This window comes from Streptomyces sp. NPDC033177 (assembly GCF_055577715.1).
This window is the reverse complement of the sequence record NZ_JBVIPS010000010.1, coordinates 232,870-255,399: the sequence shown is the minus strand read 5'-3', so window position 1 is coordinate 255,399 and position 22,530 is coordinate 232,870. Positions and strand designations below refer to the sequence as shown.

Below are 22,530 nucleotides of genomic sequence, written 5' to 3'. Positions count from 1 at the left end.
GGGCCCGGCACCCTTCCCTGGGTGCCGGGCCCGCACGCGTATGGAGCAGACTGGAACCCATGGCCATTCACAAGGATCTGCTCGGGGGACCGCCCCCGACCCACCTGCCCGACGACCCGGAGCCGCGCGAGCTGCTCGCGAACGGGGCGGCGCCCGCCGACGTCGCCGCGAAGTACCCCACCTCCTCGCTCGCCTGGGCGCAGCTCGCCGACGAGGCGTTCGAGCGGGGCAGCGTCGTCGAGTCGTACGCGTACGCCCGTACCGGCTACCACCGCGGCCTCGACTCGCTGCGCCGCAGCGGCTGGAAGGGCCACGGCCCGGTGCCGTGGGAGCACGAGCCGAACCGCGGCTTCCTGCGGGCCCTGCACGGCCTCGCCCGCGCCGCGCAGTCGATCGGTGAGCAGGAGGAGTACGAGCGCTGCGCCGGCTTCCTGAGGGATTCCTCCCAGACGGCGGCGGACACTCTGGGTTAGCCCCCGCACACGCGCATGACCTGCCTGGACGCCGCTGTGACCAGGCAGGTCTTGCCGTTTTGTGGGATGTTGCGGAGGATGCCGGTGGGGACCGGGGCCCCCGTGTCGGTAACGGCAGGGGCGGACCGCTACCCGGAGTACGTATCAAGGAGATCGCGATGTCCCAAGAGGCGGACACCCCGAACCTCGACTTCGCAGGAACCACCCCGTACGAGGACTACGTCCAGGCGGACGTCCTCACGCACCTCCAGCACCTGCGCTCGGATGACCCCGGAGAGATGGTCTTCCTGGTCACCACCCAGGTCATGGAGCTGTGGTTCACGGTCATCGTGCACGAGTGGGAGACCGCGACGCACGCCCTGCGCCGCGACGACATCCCCACCGCCGTGGCCGCGCTCAAGCGCAGCCTGCGCGAGCTGGAGGCGCTGAACGCCTCCTGGCGCCCGCTGGCGCAGCTCACCCCCGCCCAGTTCAACTCCTACCGCGGTTCGCTCGGCGAGGGATCCGGATTCCAGTCCGCGATGTACCGCCGCATGGAGTTCCTGCTCGGCGACAAGTCCGCGTCCATGCTGGTGCCGCACCGGGGCGCGCCGCGCGTCCACGCGGAGCTGGAGAAGGCGCTCCAGGAGCCGAGCCTGTACGACGAGGTGCTCGCCCTGCTCGCCCGCCGCGGCCACGCCGTCCCGGATGCCGTCCTTCAGCGCGACCTGACGAAGAAGTACGAGCCGTCGCCCGAGGTCGAGAAGGTGTGGACCGACCTCTACTCCGGCGACGAGAGTTCTGAACTCGCCCGCCTGGGCGAGGTGATGACGGATGTCGCCGAGCTCGTGTGGCGCTGGCGCAACGACCATCTGGTGGCGACCCGGCGCGCGATGGGCTCCAAGACGGGCACGGGCGGTTCGGCCGGTGTGGCGTGGCTGGAGAAGCGCGCGACGAAGAACGTGTTCCCCGAGCTGTGGACTGCGAGGAGCCATGTCTGAGGCCGACCTCAAGGCGCAGGCGGCGAAGAGGGACGCCGACGACGAACTCGGCCCCAAGCGTGCGGAGTTCGTCCTGGATGACTCCGTCTACCTGGACGGAAATTCGCTGGGCGCGCTCCCGGCGGTCGTCCAGGCCCGCGTGGCAGACGTCATCACCCGCCAGTGGGGCCAACTCCGCATCCGCTCCTGGGACGAGAGCGGCTGGTGGACGGCCCCCGAGCGCATCGGCGACCGCATAGCCCCGCTCGTGGGCGCCGCCCCCGGCCAGATCGTCGTCGGCGACTCCACGAGCGTGAACGTCTTCAAGGCGCTGGTGGCCGCCGTACGCATGGTGGGTGACCCGCGCGAGGGGCGGGACGAGATCGTCGTTGACGCGACGACCTTCCCCACGGACGGGTACATCGCCGATTCCGCCGCGCGGATGACGGGCTGCCGTCTGGTGCCGGTCGCCCCGGGCGAGGTACGCGACGTCCTCGGACCGCGCACGGCCGTGGTCCTGCTCAACCACGCCGACTACCGCACGGGAAGGCTGCACGATCTGCCCGGCCTGACGGCTGCCGTGCACGATGCCGGCGCGCTCGTGGTCTGGGACCTGTGCCACACCGCGGGCGCGCTGCCCGTCGGCCTCGACGCGCACGGCGTGGACCTCGCGGTCGGGTGCACGTACAAGTACCTGAACGGGGGGCCTGGTTCACCTGCCTACCTCTACGTACGGGCGGATCTGCAGGCCCGCTTCGACTCCCCGCTGCCCGGCTGGAACTCGCACGCCGAGCCCTTCGGGATGCGGCCGGAGTTCGAGGCGGCGGACGGCGCCCTGCGGGGGCGGGTCGGTACGCCGGACATCCTGTCGATGCTGGCGCTCGATGCGGCGCTCGACGTCTGGGACGGGGTGTCCATCGAGGCCGTACGGGCCAAGTCCCTCGCCCTGACGGACTTCTTCGTCGAGTGCGTGAGCGCCTACGTCCCCGATGGCAGGGTCGAGGTGCTCACCCCGGCCGCCCACGCGGAGCGCGGCAGCCAGGTCGCGCTGCGGTGTGGCGACGCGGGTGACGTGATGCGGCGCCTCGTCGAGCAGGGCGTGGTGGGCGACTTCCGGGCGCCGGACGTGCTGCGGTTCGGCTTCACGCCGCTGTACGTCGGCTTCGCCGATGTGGAGCGGGCGGCGGGCGTGCTCGCCCGGACGCTGGGCGACTCCGCGAGCTGACGGCGGCAGCCGTTACCGGGCAGGGGCGGGGTAGGGGAAGATCGCACGGACACCCCGCTGGGAAGATCGAACGAACACCCCGCCCCAGCTCCTGGCACCCAACCCCGCAGAGAGGCCCTCGCATGCCGGACGACGCCGCCGCCGTGGCCCGCGATGCCGCCGAGGCCGCCGCCGCCTTGTCGCACCCCGCGGTCACGCCCGACGCCACCGCCGCGTACGGCGAGCACCCCGACCAGGTGGTCGACTTCTACGAGCCCCGGACCGGCGGTGACGCCCCGGCCCCGCTGGTCGTCGTGCTGCACGGCGGCGCCTGGCGCGCTCCGTACGACCGCCTGCACATCACGCCCTTCGCGGACTTCCTCGCCCGGCGCGGCTTCGCCGTGGCCAATGTCGAGTACCGCCGCGGCAGTTCGATCCCCGCCCAGGGCGAAGGCCCCGTCGCGGGGCGCTGGCCCGAGACCTTCGACGACGTGGCCGCCGCCTTCGACGCGCTGCCGGGTCTCGTACGGGAGCATCTGCCGGTGGCCGACATGCGCCGCACCGTTGTCACCGGCCACTCCGCGGGCGGACACCTCGCCCTGTGGGCCGCCTCCCGCCATGTCCTGCCCGAGGGCTCCCCGTGGCGCATCGGCAGGCCCGCCCCCTTCCGCGGTGTCGTGGCCCTCGCGCCGATCGCCGACCTGCGTGCGGCACAGGAGCTCGGCGTCTGCTCGGACGCCTCCCTTCAACTCCTCGGCGGCGCGCGCAAGTTCGAGGAGCGGCTGCCGCACGCCGACCCGGCGGCGCTGCTGCCGACCGGCATCGCCACGACCGTGGTCCAGGGGCGCACCGACATCGTCGTGCCGCAGGCCGTCGCCGAGGCGTACGCGGACGCGGCGGCCAAGGCGGGCGAGGTCGTCGGGGTGACGCTGCTCGAAGAGGTCGGGCACTTCCCGCTGATCGACCCGGCGGCCGACGCGTGTGCGGTGGTGGCGGAGGAGATCGCGCAGCTGGCGTTCTGAGGGTGACGGACTCACACGTCGACGACGAGCTCCCGTAGGCCCCGGATCACGAAGTTGGGCTTGCGTTCCGGCTCCGCGGCGAGCGTCAGGCCGGGCGCCCGGCGCAGCAACGCCCCTAGGGACGCCGCGAGTTCGATGCGGGCCAGGGGTGCGCCGATGCAGTAGTGGATGCCCGCGCTGAAGGAGATGTGCGGGTTGTCGGCGCGGGCCAGGTCCAGTTCGGCGGGGGCGGTGAACACCGCGGGGTCGTGGTTCGCGGAGCCGAAGAGGAGGGCGACCTCGCTGCCGCGCGGGATCACGGTGCCGTCGATCTCGATGTCGTCGAGGACCCACCGTTCGAAGAGCTGAAGCGGGGTGTCGTACCGCATCAGCTCCTCCACGGCGGTGGGGATCAGGCGCTCGGGGTCCGCGCGCAGGGCGGCCAGTTGGGCGGGGTTCTGGAAGAGCGCGTACCAGCCGTTGACGGTGGCGTTGACCGTCGCCTCGTGCCCCGCGTTGAGCAGCAGCACGCAGGTGGAGATCATCTCCTGCTCGCTGAGGGACTCCCCTTCGTCGTGTGCGGCGATGAGCCCCGAGATCAGGTCGTCGCCCGGCTTCTCGCGGCGTGCGGCGATGAGTCCGCGCAGGTACGCGGAGAATTCGAGCGAGGCCGTGACGGCGCGCCCCGCGGTCTCCTCGGACGGGTTCAGCTCGTACATCCCGCAGATGTCCGCCGACCAGGGCCGCAGCTGGTCCCGGTCGCTCTCCGGGATGCCCAGCATCTGCGCGATCACCGCGACGGGCAGCGGCTCGGCGACGCGGGCGGCGAGGTCCCCGCCCCCGTCGTCCACCAGATCCCGTACGAGCCGGTCGGCCAACCCCTCCACGTAGGGCCTGAGTTGCTCGACCGTGCGCGGTGTGAACGCCTTCGACACCAGGCGCCGGATGCGGGTGTGGGTCGGGGCCTCCAGGTCGAGCATGCCGTTGTCGTTCAGGACGTGGAACGGCTCGTGCTCGGGCGGCGGGGCCTGCCGCCCGAACTCCTCGTGCGTGAAGCGGTGCAGATAGGTGCGCCCGAGGCGCCGGTCCCGCAGCAGTGCGGACACGTCGGCGTGGTGCGGGACGAGCCACTGGCCGGTCGGCTCGAAGTAGTGCGCGCGTCCGGCGGCCCGCAGCTGCGCGTAGGCGGGGTACGGGTCGGCGATGAACTCCGGGGCCCAGGGGGCGAAGGGGTATTCAGGCGCGTCCATGGAGGGACGGTAATGGCGCTCAGCCCGGTGTGACCAGCCTTGCCTCATACGCGAATACGGCAGCCTGCGTACGGTCCCGCAGGCCCAGTTTCACCAGGATGCGGCTGACGTGGGTCTTGATGGTGGACTCGGCGACGACGAGGCGCGAGGCGATCTCGCCGTTGGACAGGCCCTGGGCGATGAGGACGAGCACCTCCGTCTCGCGCTCGGTGAGCTCGCCGTACTGCTGTGCCTGCACCGTCGCCGAGAGGCGCGGCGTCTCGCCCAGCTTGGAGAACTCCGTGATGAGGCGGCGCGTCACGGAGGGCGCGAGCAGGGCCTCGCCGGCGGCCACCACCCGTACGCCGTCCGCGAGTTGGCGCGCAGAGGCGTCCTTCAGCAGAAATCCGGAGGCCCCGGCCCGCAACGCCTGGTAGACGTACTCGTCCAGGTCGAACGTGGTGAGGACGAGGACCTTCGACGTGACGTCGGCGGCGACGATCTCGCGGGTGGCCTCGATGCCGTTCAGCTCGGGCATGCGGATGTCCATCAGGACGACGTCCGGGCTGAGCTCGCGGACGCGGTCGACCGCCTCGCGGCCGTTGACGGCCTCGCCCACGACCTCGAAGTCCGGCATCGCGTTGAGGAGGACCGAGAAGCCTTCGCGGACCATCATCTGGTCGTCGGCGATCAGTACGCGGATCGTCATTCCTGGCCTCCGGTGGGTTCCGGCGTGTGCGCGACCGGCAGGAAGACGGTGACCTCGTAGCCCCCGTCGGCCGTCTCCGCCGTCGTCATCTCGCCGTCCAGCATCGTGACACGCTCGCGCATGCCGGTCAGGCCGTGGCCCGCTCCGGGCGAGGGCTTGGCCAGGCCGGTCGCGGGCCCATTGACGATGCGCAGGCCGAGGCCTCCCAGCACATAACCGACCTCGACGCGGGCCGTGGCGCCGGGGGCGTGGCGCAGCGTGTTGCTCAGCGCCTCCTGGACGATGCGGTACGCGGAGAGCTCGACGCCCTGCGGGAGTTCGCGGACGGCTCCGGTGACGATCTTCTCGACGTCGAGGCCGGTCTCGCGGACGTTCGCGATGAGCCGGTCGAGGTCGGCGAGCGTGGGCTGCGGGGCGTCCGGCGCCTCGTAGTCCTCCGCGCGTACGACACCGAGGACGCGGCGCAGCTCCGTCAGGGCGGCCACGGCGTTCTCGCGGATCGTGACGAACGCCTGCTCAAGCTCCGGGGGCGGGTTCTCGACGCGGTAGGGGGCGGCCTCCGCCTGGATGGCGACCACGGACATGTGGTGCGCGACCACGTCGTGCAGTTCGCGCGCGATGGTCGTCCGCTCCTCGAGGAGCGTGCGCCTGCCGCGCTCCATCTCGGTGACGGTCCGCTGGACGCTGACCTCGTGCTTGGCCTCGCGGCGGATGTGCACGAGGGAGGCGGCGAGGAGGGCGAGCGCCGAGAAGAAGAGCATTTCCGGCAGGTTGGTCGAGTACCCCGGGCTGAGGAAGACCTCGGCGGCGATGCCGTAGAGGGCCGTGCCCACCCACATCCAGGCTCCGGTGCGGGGGCGGGTCCGCAGGGTGATCACGGTCATCACGGTGAGGTGCGCGATGAAGACGCTGTCGGACCAGGGATAGCCGCTGTCCCAGTGGGTGCCGATGGCGCCGGAGAAGGGCGTGCTCGCGACCAGGACCCACCAGGCGGCGATGGGCCTGAGCAGGGTCATGGCGACGGCGGCGGCCGGGATGAGCCCGGTGAGGACGTAGTCGAGGCCGCCGGAGTCGTCCGCGTACGCGACGAGGAAGGTGAGGAAGGCGGCCGCCAGGACCGCCGCGTGCGGGGTCCAGCCGGCGTACTGGCGTATGCGGGCCGGGAGGCGCCGGGTCAGCGGGCCGTCCGTACGCATCGCCTGCAGCGGGCGGTAGGCGAAGGCATCCCGGAAGAGGTCCTGCCGAAGTCCTCCGAGCGCGCCCGCGGCCATACGGAACTCCGGGCTGCGGTTGCCGCTGGTCGCGGTCTTGGTCGCATTGGTCACGCTTACGAAGGTACGGGGACGGAGCCAGGGGGTCGTCCCGCCAGGGAGGGGTCCTCGGGGGTCCGTCGCAGGTACTACACGGGGTGACCGGGCGGCTGCCGCGGGGTCAGGTCGTCAGGTCCCTGTGGTGTAGGCGGGACAGGGCCGTGGCCGTCAGTGCCGTCGCCACGGCGAGGAGAGTGATCACCGGGCCCCAGGCCATCGTGGAGCCCGGCAGCTTCGGGAGGTGGCCGAAGGGGGAGACGTCCAGCGCCACCTGCGGAAGGTCAAGCGCGGGGCCGATCCAGCCGAGCGCCAGGCAGACCCCGGCCACCCCCCACGCAGCCACCGCGGCCCGAGGGAACGCCCCCACAAGCAGCACCGCGAGCCCGCCCACCGCCCAGACCGCCGCCACCTGCACCAGGCACGCCCCCAGGATCGGCCCGAGGTCCTTCCCGTACCCGAGGAAGAGCCCGAACCCGCCCACCAGCATCAGCAGCACCGCACCGCCGAAGGCGATCACCAGGTGGCCGCCGGCCCACCGCAGCCGCCCCACCGCGCCCGCGAGGACCGGCTCCGCCCGCTGCGACGTTTCCTCGCCGTGCAGTCGCAGCACCGAAGCGACGACGTACAGCGAGGTGACCATCCCGAGCAGGCCGACCATCGTGGCGAGGAAGGCGTCCGTGAGGCCCGACTGGCCGCCCATCCGCTCGATGATGTCCCGGGTGCTGGCGTTGTCGCCGACGATGTCCGCCGCTCCCTCGACCATCCCGCCGAAGACGACACCGGCGAGCAGATACCCGAGCGTCCAGCCGAGCACGCTGCCCCGCTGCAGCCGCCACGCGAGCCCGCCCGCCGTGCCGATCGCACCCTTCGCGGGCCCCGGCCGGGTCGGCAGGAAGCTCATCCCGACGTCGCGCCGCCCCGCCAGGCCGTATGCGAAAGACCCCTGCACCACGATCGCGGCGGCGATCAGGAGCAGCACCCACCACCGCTCACCGGCGTAGGCCCGCAGGTTCTCCGTCCAGCCGAGGGGGGAGAACCAGGTCAGCACGGACTCCCCGCGCTCGCTCCCGGCATCACCGGCCGCCTTCAGCACGTAAGCGGCCCCAAGCACCCCGGACGTCAGCCCCTTGGCGAGCCGCGCGCTCTCCGTGAGCTGGGCGACGATCGCCGCCATGGTGGCGAAGAGCATGCCGGTGCCTGCGACGCCGAGCCCGAGCGCGAGGGCCCCGGCCGAGCCCTGCCCGGCCATCCCGCCCGCGACGAGCAGCCCCACCGCCGCGTTCGCCGTGAACGCGGCGAGCAGCGCGGCGCTCAACGGCGCACGCCGCCCCACCATCCCGGCGGAGAGCATCTCCTGGCGGCCGGTCTCCTCCTCCTCGCGCGTGTGCCGTACGACGATGATCAGGCTCATCACGGCGGCGAGGATCGCGGCGTAGACCCCGATGCGCCAGGCGGACAGAGCGCCGACGGAGTCCCCGAACACCGGCGAGTACAGCGCCCGCATCGAGGAGTTGGCGTTCATCGTCCGCATGGCGTCGGCCCGCTCGGCGGCCGTTCCGTACGTCTTCTCCAGGGAGCCCGGCATCGAGAGGACCAACCCCGTGACGACGATGACCCAGACCGGCATCATGACGCGGTCGCGGCGCAGGGCGAGCCTCAACAGGACCCCGGTGCCCGCGAGTTGACGGGTTGTGCGGGAAGCGAACCCCGGAGCTCCGGTGACGGCGGTCATCGCGCGACCGCCCCCGCGTCGTCCTGGTAGTGCCGCAGGAAGAGCTCCTCCAGCGTCGGCGGCGTGGAGAGGAGCGAGCGGACCCCGGACTCGGTGAGCGAACGCAGTACGGCGTCCAGCTTGTCGGTGTCGACCTGGAGCGTGACGCGGTGCCCGCCCGCACCACCTTGCCCGGACACGTCGACGTCGTGGACGCCGGGCAGCCGCGCGAGCCCGTTGGGCGGCCCCGCAAGCTCGGCGGTGACGCTGGTCCGGGTCAGATGGCGCAGGTCGGCGAGCGAGCCGGACTCGACGGTCTGCCCCTTCCTGATGATGCTGACGCGGTCGCAGAGCGTCTCCACCTCGCTGAGGATGTGCGAGGACAGGAGGACGGTGCGGCCCCGCTCCCGCTCCTCCTCGACGCACGCCTGGAAGACCTCTTCCATGAGCGGGTCGAGCCCGGAGGTCGGCTCGTCGAGGATCAGCAGGTCGACGTCGGACGCGAAGGCGGCGACGAGGGCGACCTTCTGCCGGTTGCCCTTGGAGTACGTGCGGCCCTTCTTGGTCGGGTCGAGTTCGAACCGCTCGACGAGGTCCGCCCTGCGCCCCCGGTCCAGGCCCCCGCGCAGCTTCCCGTACAGGTCGATGACCTCGCCGCCGGAGAGGTTGCGCCACAGGGTGACGTCACCGGGGACGTACGCCACGCGCCGGTGGAGTTCGACCGCGTCGCTCCACGGGTCCTTGCCGAGGAGCTGGGCGGCGCCGGAGTCGGCGCGGAGCAGGCCGAGCAGGACGCGGATGGCCGTGGACTTCCCGGCGCCGTTGGGGCCGAGGAAACCGTGCACCTCACCGGCCTCGACATCGAGGTCGAGGCCGTCGAGCGCATGGGTCCGGCCGAACGACTTGTGCAGGCCGGAGACGGTGATTGCCTTCGTCATGTTTCAGAACGTACGCGGCTTTCACAAATTTGTGAAGTTAAGGAAGCGTATAAACTCGGCGACAGAGGGACCGGACGTCCGCCCGTCCGCACGACCGCACAGGGGAGATGATCAGCACATGCCCAAGGAGTCAGCGCCGCCGCCGAGCGATCGTGACGGCGACGGCGATCGTGACGGCGAGCTCGTCGGCCGCTTCGTCGAACAGTTCGCCTCGCAGCTGGTCGAAGCCGGAATGCCGAGGATGCCCGCCAGAATCTTCGCGGCGCTCCTCGCCGCGGACTCGGGCGCGCTGACATCGGCGCAGCTCGGCGAGCAGCTCCAGGTGAGCCCCGCGGCCGTGTCGGGCGCGGTCCGCTACCTCACGCAGCAGCACATGGTGTCCCGGGAGCGCGAGCCCGGCTCGCGCCGGGACATCTTCCGGGTGCACAGCAACCAGTGGTACGAGGCGCTGGCCAACCGTGACGGCATCCTCAAGCGCTGGGAGAGCGCCCTGAGCGACGGTGTCGCCAGCCTGGGCGCCGACACCCCGGCCGGGCGCCGCTTGGCCGAGACACTCGCCTTCTTCGAGTTCGTCGAGCACGAACTGGCGGAGATGCTGGAACGCTGGCGGGTGCACCGGGAGAGCCTGTTCGGCAAGTAGGCCCCCCGGCGAGCAGCCCGGTGCGCCGCCCTCACCGAGGCAGCGTCAAGCCCCAGGCACTGGCCCGCACCGACCACGTACGCGTGCGCACCGGACCCCCCACCACCGTGTCCGCCCGGTAGCGGAAGTCCGCCCCCGACACCGTGACCGTCCGGGCCCGCACCCGGAGCGGTGACGCCTCGGCGCCCACCGACGAGGGGCGCACCTCCACCTCGGCGAAGCCGTCCTCGGCGGGGTTCACCGCGATCCCCTCGACCGGCTGGTCCAGGTCCACCACGAGCAGCCCGTCGGCCTCCACCCGCAGCCGTGCCGGAGCGGGACCCGGCGCCGAAGCGACCCGCGAGGGCCGCGCGGCGAGCGTGCGCACGAAGGACTGGCAGGTCCGCAGCCACGGGTGGCCGTCCATCGGTATGCCCCCGGCGACCGAGGCGGCGACCGGCGGGATCCGCAGTTCCCCGAGGACCACCCCGTCCCGGTCGTCGACGAGCAGATCCAGCCGCCGCTCGGCCCCTTCGAGCACCGCCCGCGCCGCCGCGACCGCCCCGGCGGGCACTCCGAGCGCCCGCGCGAGAGTCTGCGATGCACCCACGGGAACTACGGAGAGTGCGCATCGAGCCAGCTCCCGCTCCCGGTGGAGCACCCCCACCGCCCGCGCCAGAGCACGGTCGTCACCGATCACCACAGGGCGCCGCGCACCCCTCCTGGCCAGGGCTTTCGCGAAGTCCTCGGGGCCTTCGGGCAGGCAGATGCGAACGGACGCGCCCGCACCGAGCACATCCTTCGCGATCCTTACCGACTCACCGTCCGTGCGCCGGGCGACCGGGTCGATGACGACTAGCAGCTGGTCGCGAGCCGACAACGTGCGCCCCTTTTCTGAGTCCTCGGGTAGCATCTTTGTGCAAGAGCCCCTTGCGCTATTGCGCCAGGGGCTTCGTCTATTCCGGGGCAGCATCCAAGGCACACCCATATGGCGGCTACGGCCCCTGACCTTGGACATGCCCCGCCCGGAAGGGGTGTACGCCTGTGCCCGCACTTGTGCTGCTCGGTGCTCAGTGGGGTGACGAAGGCAAGGGAAAGGCCACCGACCTGCTCGGTGGCTCCGTGGACTATGTGGTGCGATACCAGGGCGGCAACAATGCCGGCCACACGGTCGTCGTAGGCGACCAGAAGTACGCGCTGCATCTCCTCCCTTCCGGGATTCTCTCCCCGGACTGCGTGCCTGTCATCGGCAACGGAGTCGTCGTCGACCCGTCGGTCCTGCTCTCCGAGCTGAGCGGTCTGAACGAGCGCGGCGTCGACACGTCGAAGCTGCTGATCAGCGGTAACGCGCACATCATCACGCCGTACAACGTGACCGTCGACAAGGTGACGGAACGCTTCCTCGGCAAGCGCAAGATCGGCACGACCGGCCGCGGCATCGGCCCGACGTACGCCGACAAGATCAACCGCACCGGCATCCGCGTCCAGGACCTCTACGACCAGTCGATCCTGGAGCAGAAGGTCGAGGCGGCCCTCGAGGTCAAGAACCAGCTCCTCACCAAGCTCTACAACCGCCGCGCCATCGAGGTCGGCCAGATCGTCGAGCAGCTCCTGGAGCACGGCGAGAACATCAAGCAGTACGTCGCCGACACCACGCTGATCCTCAACAACGCGCTCGACGAGGACAAGGTCGTCCTCTTCGAGGGCGGCCAGGGCACCCTCCTGGACGTGGACCACGGCACGTACCCCTTCGTCACCTCCTCGAACCCGACCGCGGGCGGCGCCTGCACGGGTACGGGCGTCGGCCCGACGAAGATCAGCCGCGTCATCGGCATCCTGAAGGCGTACACCACGCGTGTCGGCGCGGGCCCGTTCCCGACCGAGCTCTTCGACCAGGACGGCGAGGACCTGCGCCGCATCGGCGGCGAGCGCGGTGTCACCACCGGCCGTGACCGCCGCTGCGGCTGGTTCGACGCACCGATCGCCCGTTACGCGACCCGTGTGAACGGCCTGACGGACTTCTTCCTCACGAAGCTGGACGTCCTGACGGGCTGGGAGCAGATCCCGGTCTGCGTCGCGTACGAGATCGACGGCAAGCGCGTCGAGGAACTCCCGTACAACCAGACGGACTTCCACCACGCGAAGCCCGTCTACGAGTACCTCCCCGGCTGGTCCGAGGACATCACCAAGGCCCAGACCTTCTCCGACCTGCCGAAGAACGCGCAGGGTTACGTGAAGGCCCTGGAGGAGATGTCCGGCGCCCCGATCTCCGCGATCGGCGTGGGTCCTGGCCGCACGGAGACGATCGAGATCAACTCGTTCATCTAGCGGTTCTCATCCAGCGGACCGGTTCTCCCCGCACATCCGCAGTCCCACGGGCGTCTGGCACGGCAGATGCCCGTGGGTGCGGACCACGTCCTGCCCGTTCCCGCGGATCGCGTACGCGAGGAAGCTCGACGCGAGCGAGTCGGCGGGCGGGCTGCCGTAGGTGTAGGCGTACTCGATCTCGCGGTACGGGTAGCCGCTGGACTGGATGTGGTCGACGGACGGCGTGTGGCCGTCCAGGCTCACGCGGTGCACGCCCTTGAGAGTGGCTGTGTCCCGCAGCTCGCTGTAGCCGACCGCGCCCGGGGTGGCGGCGACCGTGTCCAGGACCTGTTCCGTGGAGTCGAGTTCGCAGCGGATCACCGGCGCCCGGGGGCCGATGTCCCTCGTCAGGCAGTCGCTCGATGACTCCTGGATCTCCGGTGCGCCCTTGAGGACCCGTTGCTGGAGGGTGACCCGCGTGCCGGAGCTCGACCCCCGGCTGACCAGGACCACCGGCAGGTCGGGGCCGCCCCGCAGCTCCTTCCAGTTGCGGATCTCGCCGGTGAAGAGGCGGCGTACGTCCCTCGTGGAGAGGTTCTTGACCGGCACCCTGTCGGCTGGTTCAGCCCTCCTCGTCAGCGGCTCGGTCAGCCCTCCTTGTCGTACGTGAGGCCCTTGTCCGTGCCCGTGTTCTCGCGGTGCAGCCTGCCGTTCGAGAGCAGCGTCACCGTGCTCGCCTGGCCCGGCCTGCAGGAGCTCGCGGGCTGGCCGACGATCACGTCCGTCGGCCCGATGCGCAGGGTGTTGCCGCTCGCCGACTCCAACTTGCCCTGGAACACGCAGTGATACGTGCCGCCCGTGTCGGTCGGACCGTCCGCCGTGATCGAGATGACGGTGTCGCCGACCTCGCCCTGCTGGAGGACGAGCTGACGGGAGTTGCTGCCCAGGTCGTTCTGGATGGACCCGCTCCACGTGCCGAGGAACTTGTCCGGGACCGCGCCGTCCTCGGCCTTGCCCTTGTCCTCGGACGCCGGGGACGTGGGCGGGTCATCGGGCTCCGATGAACCCTCCTCGGAGGGCGTGCCCGGCGTCGAAGGCGCGCTGTTGGACGGCGAGCCGGAGCTCGTGCTGCCCGCCTTCGTGCCGCCCTCGCCCTTCATCACCGCGTACACCGTGCCGCCCGCTCCTATGGCCACTATGACGGCGACCGCGATGAGCGCGGCGGTGGAGCGGCTGCTGCGACGCGGGGGCTCGCCCTGGGGGTGGACGAGGGGGCCGTACGGAGGTGTGGGCCCGTAGGGAGGCGTGGGGCCGTACGGCCCCTGCTGGGGGTAGCCGTAGCCGGGCGGCGGTGGTTGCTGGGGATGCTGCTGCTGGGCCTGGGGGTGCTGCTGGGGATAGCCGTACGCCTGTCCTGGCGGGGGAGTGGGCGGCGGGGTCTGCCCGGTGATCATCGTGGGGAGGTGGTCCAAGGGGGTCGCCGCGCCCGGCCTGCCCGGCGGCGGCGGGGTGTCACCGGCGACGGGCCCTGGCCCGGCACCGTTCCCTTCAGGGGAGGCGGAGGCTGCGGCTGCTGCGGCGCCCCCGCTCCCCGCGGCCAGCTCCTTCGGCGGCGCGAGCGAGACCGGCGCATCGGGACCCTTCGCCGCAGGGTCCTTGGTCGCAGAGTCCTTAGCGGACGACGCCTCCGCACCGCCCTCGTCCGGATTCTCCGTGTCGAGCAACTGGACGGCATGGCGCCCCAATTGGGCCACCAGCCCGCCCGGCAGCCAGGGGTCACGCGTCCGGCCGCCGTCGCCGAGCGTGTCCTCGGCCCCCGTCCGCTCCAGGAGCTGTCCCAGCGTCGGCCGGTCGGCGGGGTTCTTGCGCAGGCAGTCGCCGACCAGCTCGGCCAGCTCCTCCGGCAGCCCCTGGAGGTCCGGTTCCTCCTGCGCGATACGGAACATCATCGCGTGCACGCCGCTGTTGGCCGTGCCGAACGGCAGCGCGCCCGAAGCCGCGTACGCGAGGACCGAACCCAGGCAGAACACGTCACAGGCCGGCGTGATCCGGTCGCCCCGCACCTGCTCGGGCGCCATGAAGCCGGGCGAACCGACGAGCGCGCCGGTGCGGGTCAGGCCGCCGTCGGTCACGGTTTCGAGGGCGCGGGCGATGCCGAAGTCGATGACGCGCGGTCCGTCGATCGTGACGAGCACGTTCGACGGCTTGAGGTCGCGGTGGATGAGGCCCGCCGCGTGGATGTCCTTGAGCGCGTTGGCGAGCCCGGCCGCCAGGATCTTCACGGACCGCTCGGGCAGCGGCCCGTGGTCCTGCGAGATGACGCTCTGCAGGGAGGGGCCCGCCACATATCCCGTGGCCAGCCAGGGGATCGTCGCCTCGGTGTCCGCGTCGAGCACCGGCGCCGTCCACGCGCCGCCGACCCGCCGCGCCGCAAGGACCTCCTGCCGGAAGCGGTTCCTGAACTCCTCCTGCTCGGCGAGTTCTTCCCGCACGAGCTTCACCGCGACCGTCCGCCCTCGGTCGGACCGCGCGAGATAGACGTGCCCCATGCCGCCCGCGCCGAGTCGCGCGAGCAGTCGATAGGCGCCTATTCGCTGCGGATCCCCGGAACCCAGTTTCTCCATCGCCGCGCCGACCTCCCCCGTTGGTGTGCAACAGATCGAGGATAGTGGGGCGGTAGGACATCGGGGTGCGGACTGCCTGCTACGGCTCCGTAACGGGTTGTTCCGCATCCGCCGCCGTATCCGCCGCCGCATCCGCCGTCGGGTCCACCGCCGTGTCCGCCGCCGTATTTCCTTCCATGCCGGGGAGGATTTTCTCGGCCAGCACTTCGGTAAGCCGATCCAATACCCGTACGATCTGCGCGAATTCCTCCTCGCCGAGCGCTTCCGCGAGCCGCGCGGCCACGTCCGCGTGGCCGGGGCTGATCCTGCGGACGGCGGCCAGGCCCTCGTCCGTGGGGCGCAGGAGCTTGGCGCGGCGGTGGGCGGGGTTCGGCACGTACTCGGCGAGGCCGCGCCGCACGAGCAGATCGGCGATGCGCTGCACGCTCTGCCGGGTGATGCCCATCGAACGGGCGATCCCGGCCACGGGCAGGGGCTCGCGCAGGACGGCGCCGAGCACCTGCCACCAGGCGGCGGTGAGCCCGCCCGGCTTCGCCAACTCGTCGGCCACGGAGAGGAACTGTCCGTTGAGCCTGAAGACCCCGAGGGCGGTACGGGAGAACAGCTCCTGCTGCTCCCGCACCCCGCGGTCCGCGTCGTCGCTCACGATTCGAGCACCTCGTAAGCCGAAGCGTCCGAGTCGTGGAACAGGCGGTACCAGGCGTCGAGCTTCGCGCCCTCGAAGGCGCCGAGCCGCCCGAGGATCTCGCGCGCGAAGGCCACCGGCTCGGTCGGCCCCGCCGTGGTCAGCCCGCCGTCGGTGACGGCGTCCACGTCCACGTACCGCTCGCCGCCCTTGTAGCCGGTGACCGCCAGGTAGAACGACACCGCGCTGGTGTGCGCGCGGTCGTCGAGCAGCCCCTCCCTGGCGAGGCCCGCGGTGGCCCCGCAGATCGCGGCGACCGGGACGTCCGCGTCGAGGAAGGCGCGGGCCGCGCGGCCGAAGGGGGCGAGGTCGTCGCCCGCGTCCCACAGGTCGGCGCCCGGCAGGATCAGCAGCGCGCTGTCCTCGGGCCGCAGGTCGGCGAGGGCCACGTCGGGCTGGATGCGGACACCGCCCGCCGTGGTGACGAGGGCCGACGGGTCGGCGGCGACGGTACGGATCTCGTACCCGGCGCGGGCGAGGAACGCCGTGGCGAAGCCGGGCTCCCAGTCGGCGAGCGTGTCGTAAACGGCGAGGTGCACGGGCTTGCGGGACATGGCTGCCTCCGTTGGCTGAGCTCCGGCGTGCTGTTGTGTAAGCATGCTGTCATCTCGACAGCATGCTGTCAATGATCCGCGAAGGCCCGGCTCCAGCTCGTTAACCCTCACCGGGGGCGCCCTTAACCCGCCGGTCCCTAGCGTCCTGGTCATGGACAGCGCAGAGAACCTCGGACAGATGGCCGCCCACCTCGGCCTCGACCTGGTGGCCGTGACCCTTCTGACCTTCGGGGTCTTCTATCCACGGCACCGCAGAAGGGAGTTGGTCCCCGCTTATCTCGCCCTGAACGTCGCGCTCTTCGCGGTCGTCTCCGCCCTCGCGAGCGCCGGCGGCAACGGCGGGCTCGCCCTCGGGTTCGGGCTCTTCGGGGTGCTCTCGATCGTGCGGCTCCGCTCGGACGCACTGCAGCACCAGGAAGTGGCGTACTACTTCATCACCCTCGTCCTGGGCCTCCTCTGCGGACTTCCGGGCCTGGATCTCCCGGTCGCCGCCGGGCTCGCGGCCGTACTGCTCCTGGTGATGTACGGCGCCGACCACCCCCGCCTCTTCGCCGGTGACCGGCGCGCGGTCGTCACCCTGGACGCCGTGTACCGCGAGGAGACCGCGCTCCGCGCCGAACTGGCGCGGCGCCTCGGGCAGCCGCTCGGCTGGAACGTCCGCGAGGTCGACTACGTACGGGACCTGATGGTTCTGGAAGTCCGTTTCCGGCAACCGGAACCTTCCGAGCGGGCCGGGGAGTTCGTACGTACAGCACCACGACGCCGCACGACCCGGTCCCGCACGCCTGCCGTCCCCCACCAGAAGGAGACCGTGTGAACCCCGCCGTACGCGCCATCGGACGGGCCGCGCTCGCCGCGCACCCCATCTCGCTCGACGAGGTCAACGCGCGGGCCGAACTGCTCGCCCGCTACGACAACAGCTACCTCGTGCCGGTCGAGATCTTCGACGACCTGGCGGCGCTGCTCACGGACCCGCGCCGTGCCTCGGGCCCGTTCCGGGCCCTGAGCATCGGCGGAAAGCGCTGGTTCAGCTACCACTCGACGTACTACGACACCCCCGAACTCCTCACCTACCACCACCACCGGCAGGGCAGACGGCTGCGCTACCGCATCCGGGAGCGGGTCTACCAGGACAGCGGCGAGCGGCAGTTCGAGATCAAGCTGAAGAGCGGCCGCGGCGAGACGGTCAAGCACCGTCAGCGCCTTCAGGGCGAGGACCGCGTGCTCGACGCCGAGCGGCAAGGGTTCCTCGCGGGGGTGCTGCGCGGGTCGTACGGGATCGAGGCGCCCGGCGGGCTGACCACGGCGCTGGTCACCGAGTACCAGCGGGCGACCTTCGTGGCCGACGGACAGCGGATCACGTGCGACGCGGGGCTCGTCGTGCGGGACGTGGCCACCGGGCGGTCGGTGGCGGCGGACTCCGGGCTCGTCCTGGTGGAGACCAAGACACAGGGCCACCTGACGGAGGCGGACCGGGTCCTGCACCGGTACGGGGTGCGGGCCGCGGAGTTCACGAAGTACTGCGGCGGGTTCGCCGCGCTGCGCCCCGAGCTGGGGGTCAACCGGTGGGCTCGGGCCGTCCGGGTCGCGTTTCCGCGGGCCGCGGGGGCGACTGCGGGAAGGTGAGGGTCACGCGGGTGCCGCGGGTGGCGTCCGACGTGATGTCGAAGGTGCCGCCGGCGTCCTCGGCCGTGCGGCGCGCGATGTCCAGGCCGAGACCGGTGGAGCCGCCGCCGCTTGTGCCGCGTTCGGCCGCGTACGTGGGCGGGAGGCCGGGGCCTTCGTCGGCGACGGTGAGCTCGGGGCCACCCGCCGGGCCGGTGCGGACGGTGATGCGGAACGGGGTGCCCTGGGGGGTGTGGTCCAGGACGTTGCCGATGAGGGCGTCGATGGCGGCGGCGAGGTCGTCCTCGGGAACGGGGACGGGTACCGGGACGGGTACGGAAACGGGGCGCGTGGCCTTCCCTGCCGTGTCGATCCCTGCCGTTTCGATCTCGGTCGTACGCCCCTGATCCTCGGCCAACGGCAGCCAGAACGTGGCACGTTCGCGGGCCACGGCCGCCAGGTCCGCGTACGGGGCGTCCCGGAAGGGCCGACGGGCCTTGCGGATCACGTCGTCGACACTGCGCTCCAGGGCGGCGACGTCCGCGGCGATGCGGTGCGCCTCCTCGGAGTCGCTGCGGGCGAGGAGGGTCTCGGCGTCCAGGCGCAGGGCGGCTACAGGGGTGCGCAGGCGGTGGGCGAGGTCGGCGGCGTTCTCGCGCTCGGCGGCCAGGAGTTCGTCGATGCGGGTGGCCAGGCGGTTCAGCTCGCCCGCGACCAGGCGCAGTTCGGGCGGGCCCTCGGGAGTGGCGCGTGCGGTGAGGTCGCCCGCGGCGAGACGGTCCGCGGTGCCGGCGAGCCGGCGGGTGGCGCCGACCAGACGGGCACCGAGCCGGTCGGCGAGGAGCAGCCCGATGAGCACGAGGCCGACCCCGATCCCGGCGAGCACAAGCCAGGACGTCATGGTGCCCGCGTACAACTGCCGCTCGGTCACCGTGACCTGCACGACCGCGGTGCCGCCGGTCGCGCCCTGGACGGGGACGAGGACCTGACGGCCGCCGGTGGAGGGCTCGTAGGTGAAGGCGCGACCGGTGCGGGCCAGACGGACGGCGTCCGAGGCGCGCCCCCGGGGTCCTGGCCCGATGACGGTGCCGTCCCCGAGAACGATGGAAGTGGTCGGCAGATCCTGGGTGTTGACGCTCTCCACGGTCTGCTCGGCGGTCTCGCGCTCGTCGGGTCCCGCGAGGGCGGGCCCGAGCGCATGCGCCACCCACTGGGCCCGAGCGGTGGCCTCGGCGGTGGTGCGGTCGGCGGCGTGGGTGCGGGTGAGCAGGGTGAGCGGCACGAGGAGGGCGGTGAGCACGAGGGCGGTGGTGGCAGCGGTGAGGAGGAGAAGCCTGCGGCGCATCAGCGGGCCCCGGGGCCTTGGGCGGGGAGTGCCGCACCGTCCGGCGCCTCCGGTGGGGTCAGCTTCACGCCCACCGTGCGGACCGTATGGAGGTAGCGCGGGGCCTGGGCCGTCTCGCCGAGTTTTCTGCGGAGCCAGGAGAGGTGGACGTCGACCGTCTTGTCGGCGCCGCCCAGGGGCTGTTGCCACACCTCGGCGAGGAGTTCGCGGCGGGATATCACCTGGCCGGGGCGGTGCGCGAGGTAGGTGAGCAGGTCGAACTCGCGCGGGGTGAGGTCCAGGGCGCGGTCATCCAGGGTGACTTCGCGAGAGGCCGGGTCGATGGCCAGACCCCCGACCCGCAGGGGCTCCTCCGCCGCATCGGCCGCGCCGAGCCGCCGCAGGACGGCCTTGACGCGGGCGTCCAACTGGGCGGCACCGAACGGCTTGACGATGTAGTCGTCGGCCCCGCCCTCAAGGATCGCCACCATCTCCGGCTCGTCGTCGCGCGCGGTCGCGACGATGACGGGTACGTCGCTGACGGCACGCAGCATGCGAAGGACCTGCCCGCCGTCCACGTCCGGCAGCCCCAGGTCGAGCACGACGAGGTCGGGGCGGTGGGTGACCGCCGCGTCCAGGCCCGCCATGCCGCTGGGCGCGGTGGCGACGGCGTGCCCTTTGTCGCGCAGGGCCCGCACCAGGGCACCGCGCAGCTGGGGATCGTCCTCCACGACAAGAAGATGGGCCATACATCCACCGTAGTCAGGTGCTTTGGGCAGCTCTTAACCGGGCGTTAGGAAACTGTGCGGCACAGTGGCCCGATGAGGAAGTGGCGGAGCGCGGTGGTGACCGCGGCATGGGTGGCGGTGGGTACGGCCGCCGGGGCGCTCGGCGCCTGGCAGTTGGCCACTGCGGACAGCGGCGGAGCGGCACACAGCCGTCCGCTGGACGAGGCCGCGGTGGAAAGGGCGCTGGCGGCGACGTCGGCGTCAGCACAACCCTCCGCGTCCACGTCCGCGCCCCCGTCCTCGGGCAAACCGAGCGCGCCGGCAAAGAAGCCCTCCGACCGGTCGACCCTGCGGTTCACGGGCGGCACGGCGACGGTCGAGTGCCGTTCTGACGGCACGGTGTACCTCGTCTCGTGGAGCCCGGCGGACGGTTTCCACATCGACGACGACGTGGAACGGGGCCCGGCCGCGGTGGCCCGCCTGGAGGCGGAACCGAGCGATGACGACGAGGACCGGGACGATCTGCCGTACGAGATCCGCTGCGGGGAGGGGGGCGAGCCGCGGGCGAAGGTGGTGGCGGATGACTGATCCAGCCTGTTCCAGCCCGTCCGGCGGCTGGGTTTTCAGCCCGTCCGGCGTTTGAGGACGAACGCGGCGAAGCCGGTGATGGGCAGCGACCAGGATGGGCCCCCGCGCCGAGTGGGTTTTCGGGAAGGGGCGGGGTCGGGGAGAAAGCAGTTCGGACCACCCCAAGGCCCAGGGGCCAGACAAGGCAAGGCCCGACATACTGTCCAGTCCCCCCGACCCCCGCAAAACACACCGCCCATGTCCCATCCGCATCGTGGACATTTACCCTCGCCCACATGACCCCTCAGCCGAACCCGAACCCCCAGGTCGGCGCCGCCGTCAAGGCAGCAGACCGCGCGCACGTGTTCCACTCCTGGTCCGCACAGGAGCTGATCGACCCCCTCGCCGTAGCCGGCGCCGAGGGCTCGTACTTCTGGGACTACGACGGCAACCGCTACCTCGACTTCACCAGCGGCCTCGTCTTCACCAACATCGGATACCAGCACCCCAAGGTCGTCGCCGCCATCCAGAAGCAGGCGGCGGAGATGACGACCTTCGCCCCCGCCTTCGCCGTGGAAGCCCGCTCCGAGGCCGCACGCCTCATCGCCGAGCGGACCCCCGGCGACCTCGACAAGATCTTCTTCACCAACGGCGGCGCCGAGGCCGTGGAGAACGCGACCCGCATGGCGCGCCTGCACACCGGCCGCCCCAAGGTCCTCTCCGCCTACCGCTCGTACCACGGCGGCACCTCCACCGCGATCAACCTCACCGGCGACCCCCGCCGCTGGGCCTCCGACAACGGCACGTCGGGCGTCGTCCACTTCTGGGCGCCGTTCCTCTACCGCAGCCCCTTCTACGCCGAGAACGAGCAGCAGGAGTGCGAGCGCGCCCTCCAGCACCTCGAGGACACCATCGCCTTCGAGGGCCCGCAGACGATCGCGGCGATCATCCTCGAAACCGTCCCGGGCACGGCCGGCATCATGACCCCGCCGCCGGGCTACCTCAAGGGCGTACGCGAGATCTGCGACCGCCACGGCATCGTCTTCGTCCTCGACGAGGTGATGGCGGGCTTCGGCCGCACTGGCAAGTGGTTCGCCGCCGATCACTTCGACGGCGGGATCGTGCCCGACCTGCTCACCTTCGCCAAGGGCGTGAACTCCGGTTACGTCCCGCTCGGCGGCGTCGCGATCTCCTCGGCCATCGCCGAGACGTTCGCCCGCAGGCCCTACCCGGGCGGTCTCACGTACTCCGGGCACCCCCTGGCCTGCGCCGCCGCCGTCGCGACGATCAACGTCATGGAGGACGAGGGCGTCGTCGAGAACGCGGCCCGCGTCGGCACGGAGATCATCGCCCCCGCCCTCGCGGAGCTCGCCGCGCGGCACCCGAGCGTCGGCGAGGTCCGTGGCCTCGGCATGTTCTGGGCCCTCGACCTGGTCAAGGACAAGGAGACCCGCGAGCCCCTCGTCCCGTACAACGCCACGGGCGAGGCGAACGCCCCGATGGCCGCGTTCGGCGCCGCCGCGAAGAAGCAGGGCCTGTGGCCGTTCATCAACATGAACCGCACCCACGTGGTTCCTCCGTGCAACATCACGGACACGGAGGCCAAGGAGGGCCTCGCGGCGCTGGACGCTGCGCTGAGCGTGGCCGACGAACACGTGTCCTGACCCGGGGTCCAGCCCCCTGCCGGGGTCCAGCCCCCTGCCGTGGGCGGGCTGCCTGCGTCTGAGGGGCTGCTGCGGGTAGGCCCCACCCGGGACCGCAGCCGCCGCCTCGCGGCGGATCACCCGACCCGCCCACCCGTAACGCCGCAGGGCAATCGGCTGGGCGGGCGGGCAAAGATCCGCCGCGAAGCGGCGGCCAGGAAGAAACGGCCCGCACCCGGAAGCGGCCCCGCCCCGGGAGAACGGCCTCCGCCCCCGGGAACCCCGACCGCGTAGTCTGACGTGCTCGTAAGCGAACGACGACCGCCAAGACGACTCCGCG

General features: G+C 71.7%; 22 protein-coding genes. 10 read left to right on the top strand and 12 right to left on the bottom strand.

Going from position 1 to position 22,530, the window contains the following annotated elements; genetic code table 11:
• Nucleotides 1-59: 59 nt before the first annotated feature.
• From ACZ5U5_RS31925 to ACZ5U5_RS31910, 4 genes are all read left to right on the top strand, one after another.
• Entirely contained in the window at nucleotides 60-473 is a 414-nt protein-coding gene (locus ACZ5U5_RS31925; RefSeq protein WP_361829148.1) for a DUF3151 domain-containing protein, read from the top strand.
• 158 nt (nucleotides 474-631) lie between these two features.
• A complete protein-coding gene (locus tag ACZ5U5_RS31920) occupies nucleotides 632-1,453 on the top strand; it encodes a tryptophan 2,3-dioxygenase family protein (protein ID WP_469028591.1) in 822 nt (273 codons plus the stop codon).
• Nucleotides 1,446-2,657 (top strand): kynureninase, encoded by a 1,212-nt coding sequence (kynU, locus tag ACZ5U5_RS31915; protein WP_469028589.1) that lies wholly within the window; start codon nucleotides 1,446-1,448, stop codon nucleotides 2,655-2,657. The genes ACZ5U5_RS31920 and kynU overlap by 8 nt, the downstream gene beginning before the upstream one ends.
• Before the next feature lie 122 nt (nucleotides 2,658-2,779).
• Nucleotides 2,780-3,658: an alpha/beta hydrolase family protein gene (locus tag ACZ5U5_RS31910; protein WP_469028586.1), complete on the top strand. Its 879-nt coding sequence runs from the start codon at nucleotides 2,780-2,782 to the stop codon at nucleotides 3,656-3,658.
• Between the two features lie 11 nt (nucleotides 3,659-3,669).
• Here ACZ5U5_RS31910 and ACZ5U5_RS31905 read toward each other — a convergent pair whose 3' ends face one another.
• The 5 genes from ACZ5U5_RS31905 to ACZ5U5_RS31885 all read right to left on the bottom strand — a co-directional run bounded on the left by ACZ5U5_RS31905 (nucleotide 3,670) and on the right by ACZ5U5_RS31885 (nucleotide 9,534).
• The gene (locus ACZ5U5_RS31905; RefSeq protein WP_469028584.1) at nucleotides 3,670-4,887 is read right to left on the bottom strand and encodes a cytochrome P450; all 1,218 of its coding nucleotides are present in this window, start codon (nucleotides 4,885-4,887) and stop codon (nucleotides 3,670-3,672) included.
• A 19-nt stretch (nucleotides 4,888-4,906) separates the two neighbouring features.
• Nucleotides 4,907-5,575 (bottom strand): response regulator, encoded by a 669-nt coding sequence (locus ACZ5U5_RS31900; RefSeq protein ID WP_469028581.1) that lies wholly within the window; start codon nucleotides 5,573-5,575, stop codon nucleotides 4,907-4,909.
• Nucleotides 5,572-6,846 carry a sensor histidine kinase gene (locus ACZ5U5_RS31895; RefSeq protein ID WP_469028961.1) on the bottom strand — a complete coding sequence of 425 codons (1,275 nt, stop codon included), beginning with the start codon at nucleotides 6,844-6,846 and terminating at the stop codon, nucleotides 5,572-5,574. The genes ACZ5U5_RS31900 and ACZ5U5_RS31895 overlap by 4 nt, the downstream gene beginning before the upstream one ends.
• A gap of 160 nt (nucleotides 6,847-7,006) precedes the next feature.
• The gene (locus tag ACZ5U5_RS31890; protein WP_469028578.1) at nucleotides 7,007-8,617 is read right to left on the bottom strand and encodes an ABC transporter permease; all 1,611 of its coding nucleotides are present in this window, start codon (nucleotides 8,615-8,617) and stop codon (nucleotides 7,007-7,009) included.
• Nucleotides 8,614-9,534, bottom strand: a complete 921-nt coding sequence (locus tag ACZ5U5_RS31885) for an ABC transporter ATP-binding protein (protein ID WP_469028576.1) — start codon at nucleotides 9,532-9,534, stop codon at nucleotides 8,614-8,616. The genes ACZ5U5_RS31890 and ACZ5U5_RS31885 overlap by 4 nt, the downstream gene beginning before the upstream one ends.
• Nucleotides 9,535-9,652: 118 nt before the next feature.
• Between ACZ5U5_RS31885 and ACZ5U5_RS31880 the strand changes: the two genes are divergently transcribed.
• A complete protein-coding gene (locus tag ACZ5U5_RS31880) occupies nucleotides 9,653-10,174 on the top strand; it encodes a GbsR/MarR family transcriptional regulator (RefSeq protein WP_469028574.1) in 522 nt (173 codons plus the stop codon).
• Nucleotides 10,175-10,205: 31 nt separating this feature from the next.
• Here the strand turns inward: ACZ5U5_RS31880 and ACZ5U5_RS31875 are convergent, their stop codons facing one another.
• Entirely contained in the window at nucleotides 10,206-11,066 is an 861-nt protein-coding gene (locus tag ACZ5U5_RS31875) for a diacylglycerol kinase family protein (protein ID WP_469028571.1), read from the bottom strand.
• A gap of 131 nt (nucleotides 11,067-11,197) precedes the next feature.
• Here ACZ5U5_RS31875 and ACZ5U5_RS31870 point away from each other — a divergent pair, with 131 nt between their 5' ends.
• Complete coding sequence (locus tag ACZ5U5_RS31870; protein ID WP_249588735.1) at nucleotides 11,198-12,481, top strand: adenylosuccinate synthase; 1,284 nt, start codon at nucleotides 11,198-11,200, stop codon at nucleotides 12,479-12,481.
• A gap of 6 nt (nucleotides 12,482-12,487) precedes the next feature.
• Here ACZ5U5_RS31870 and ACZ5U5_RS31865 read toward each other — a convergent pair whose 3' ends face one another.
• The 4 genes from ACZ5U5_RS31865 to ACZ5U5_RS31850 all read right to left on the bottom strand — a co-directional run bounded on the left by ACZ5U5_RS31865 (nucleotide 12,488) and on the right by ACZ5U5_RS31850 (nucleotide 16,323).
• A complete protein-coding gene (locus tag ACZ5U5_RS31865; RefSeq protein ID WP_469028568.1) occupies nucleotides 12,488-13,069 on the bottom strand; it encodes a substrate-binding domain-containing protein in 582 nt (193 codons plus the stop codon).
• A 38-nt stretch (nucleotides 13,070-13,107) separates the two neighbouring features.
• A complete protein-coding gene (locus ACZ5U5_RS31860; RefSeq protein ID WP_469028566.1) occupies nucleotides 13,108-15,084 on the bottom strand; it encodes a serine/threonine-protein kinase in 1,977 nt (658 codons plus the stop codon).
• A 79-nt stretch (nucleotides 15,085-15,163) separates the two neighbouring features.
• Complete coding sequence (locus tag ACZ5U5_RS31855; protein WP_469028564.1) at nucleotides 15,164-15,730, bottom strand: MarR family winged helix-turn-helix transcriptional regulator; 567 nt, start codon at nucleotides 15,728-15,730, stop codon at nucleotides 15,164-15,166.
• Entirely contained in the window at nucleotides 15,727-16,323 is a 597-nt protein-coding gene (locus ACZ5U5_RS31850; RefSeq protein ID WP_469028562.1) for a DJ-1/PfpI family protein, read from the bottom strand. The genes ACZ5U5_RS31855 and ACZ5U5_RS31850 overlap by 4 nt, the downstream gene beginning before the upstream one ends.
• 151 nt (nucleotides 16,324-16,474) lie before the next feature.
• On the opposite strand from ACZ5U5_RS31850, the gene ACZ5U5_RS31845 reads away from it, so the two are divergent.
• Nucleotides 16,475-17,140, top strand: coding sequence for a DUF4956 domain-containing protein (locus ACZ5U5_RS31845; protein WP_469028559.1), 666 nt, complete (start codon nucleotides 16,475-16,477; stop codon nucleotides 17,138-17,140).
• Complete coding sequence (locus ACZ5U5_RS31840) at nucleotides 17,137-17,949, top strand: VTC domain-containing protein (protein ID WP_469028557.1); 813 nt, start codon at nucleotides 17,137-17,139, stop codon at nucleotides 17,947-17,949. Before ACZ5U5_RS31845 ends, ACZ5U5_RS31840 begins: the two co-directional genes overlap by 4 nt.
• On the opposite strand, the gene ACZ5U5_RS31835 is transcribed toward ACZ5U5_RS31840, so the two are convergent.
• Nucleotides 17,882-19,273, bottom strand: a complete 1,392-nt coding sequence (locus tag ACZ5U5_RS31835) for a sensor histidine kinase (RefSeq protein ID WP_469028555.1) — start codon at nucleotides 19,271-19,273, stop codon at nucleotides 17,882-17,884. The genes ACZ5U5_RS31840 and ACZ5U5_RS31835 overlap by 68 nt on opposite strands.
• Nucleotides 19,273-20,001 (bottom strand): response regulator transcription factor, encoded by a 729-nt coding sequence (locus ACZ5U5_RS31830; RefSeq protein WP_469028552.1) that lies wholly within the window; start codon nucleotides 19,999-20,001, stop codon nucleotides 19,273-19,275. The genes ACZ5U5_RS31835 and ACZ5U5_RS31830 overlap by 1 nt, the downstream gene beginning before the upstream one ends.
• Nucleotides 20,002-20,073: 72 nt before the next feature.
• On the opposite strand from ACZ5U5_RS31830, the gene ACZ5U5_RS31825 reads away from it, so the two are divergent.
• Both ACZ5U5_RS31825 and ACZ5U5_RS31820 read left to right on the top strand, forming a co-directional pair.
• Nucleotides 20,074-20,568 carry a hypothetical protein gene (locus tag ACZ5U5_RS31825; protein ID WP_469028549.1) on the top strand — a complete coding sequence of 165 codons (495 nt, stop codon included), beginning with the start codon at nucleotides 20,074-20,076 and terminating at the stop codon, nucleotides 20,566-20,568.
• 275 nt (nucleotides 20,569-20,843) lie between these two features.
• The gene (locus ACZ5U5_RS31820; protein ID WP_469028547.1) at nucleotides 20,844-22,211 is read left to right on the top strand and encodes an aminotransferase class III-fold pyridoxal phosphate-dependent enzyme; all 1,368 of its coding nucleotides are present in this window, start codon (nucleotides 20,844-20,846) and stop codon (nucleotides 22,209-22,211) included.
• Nucleotides 22,212-22,530: the final 319 nt, after the last annotated feature.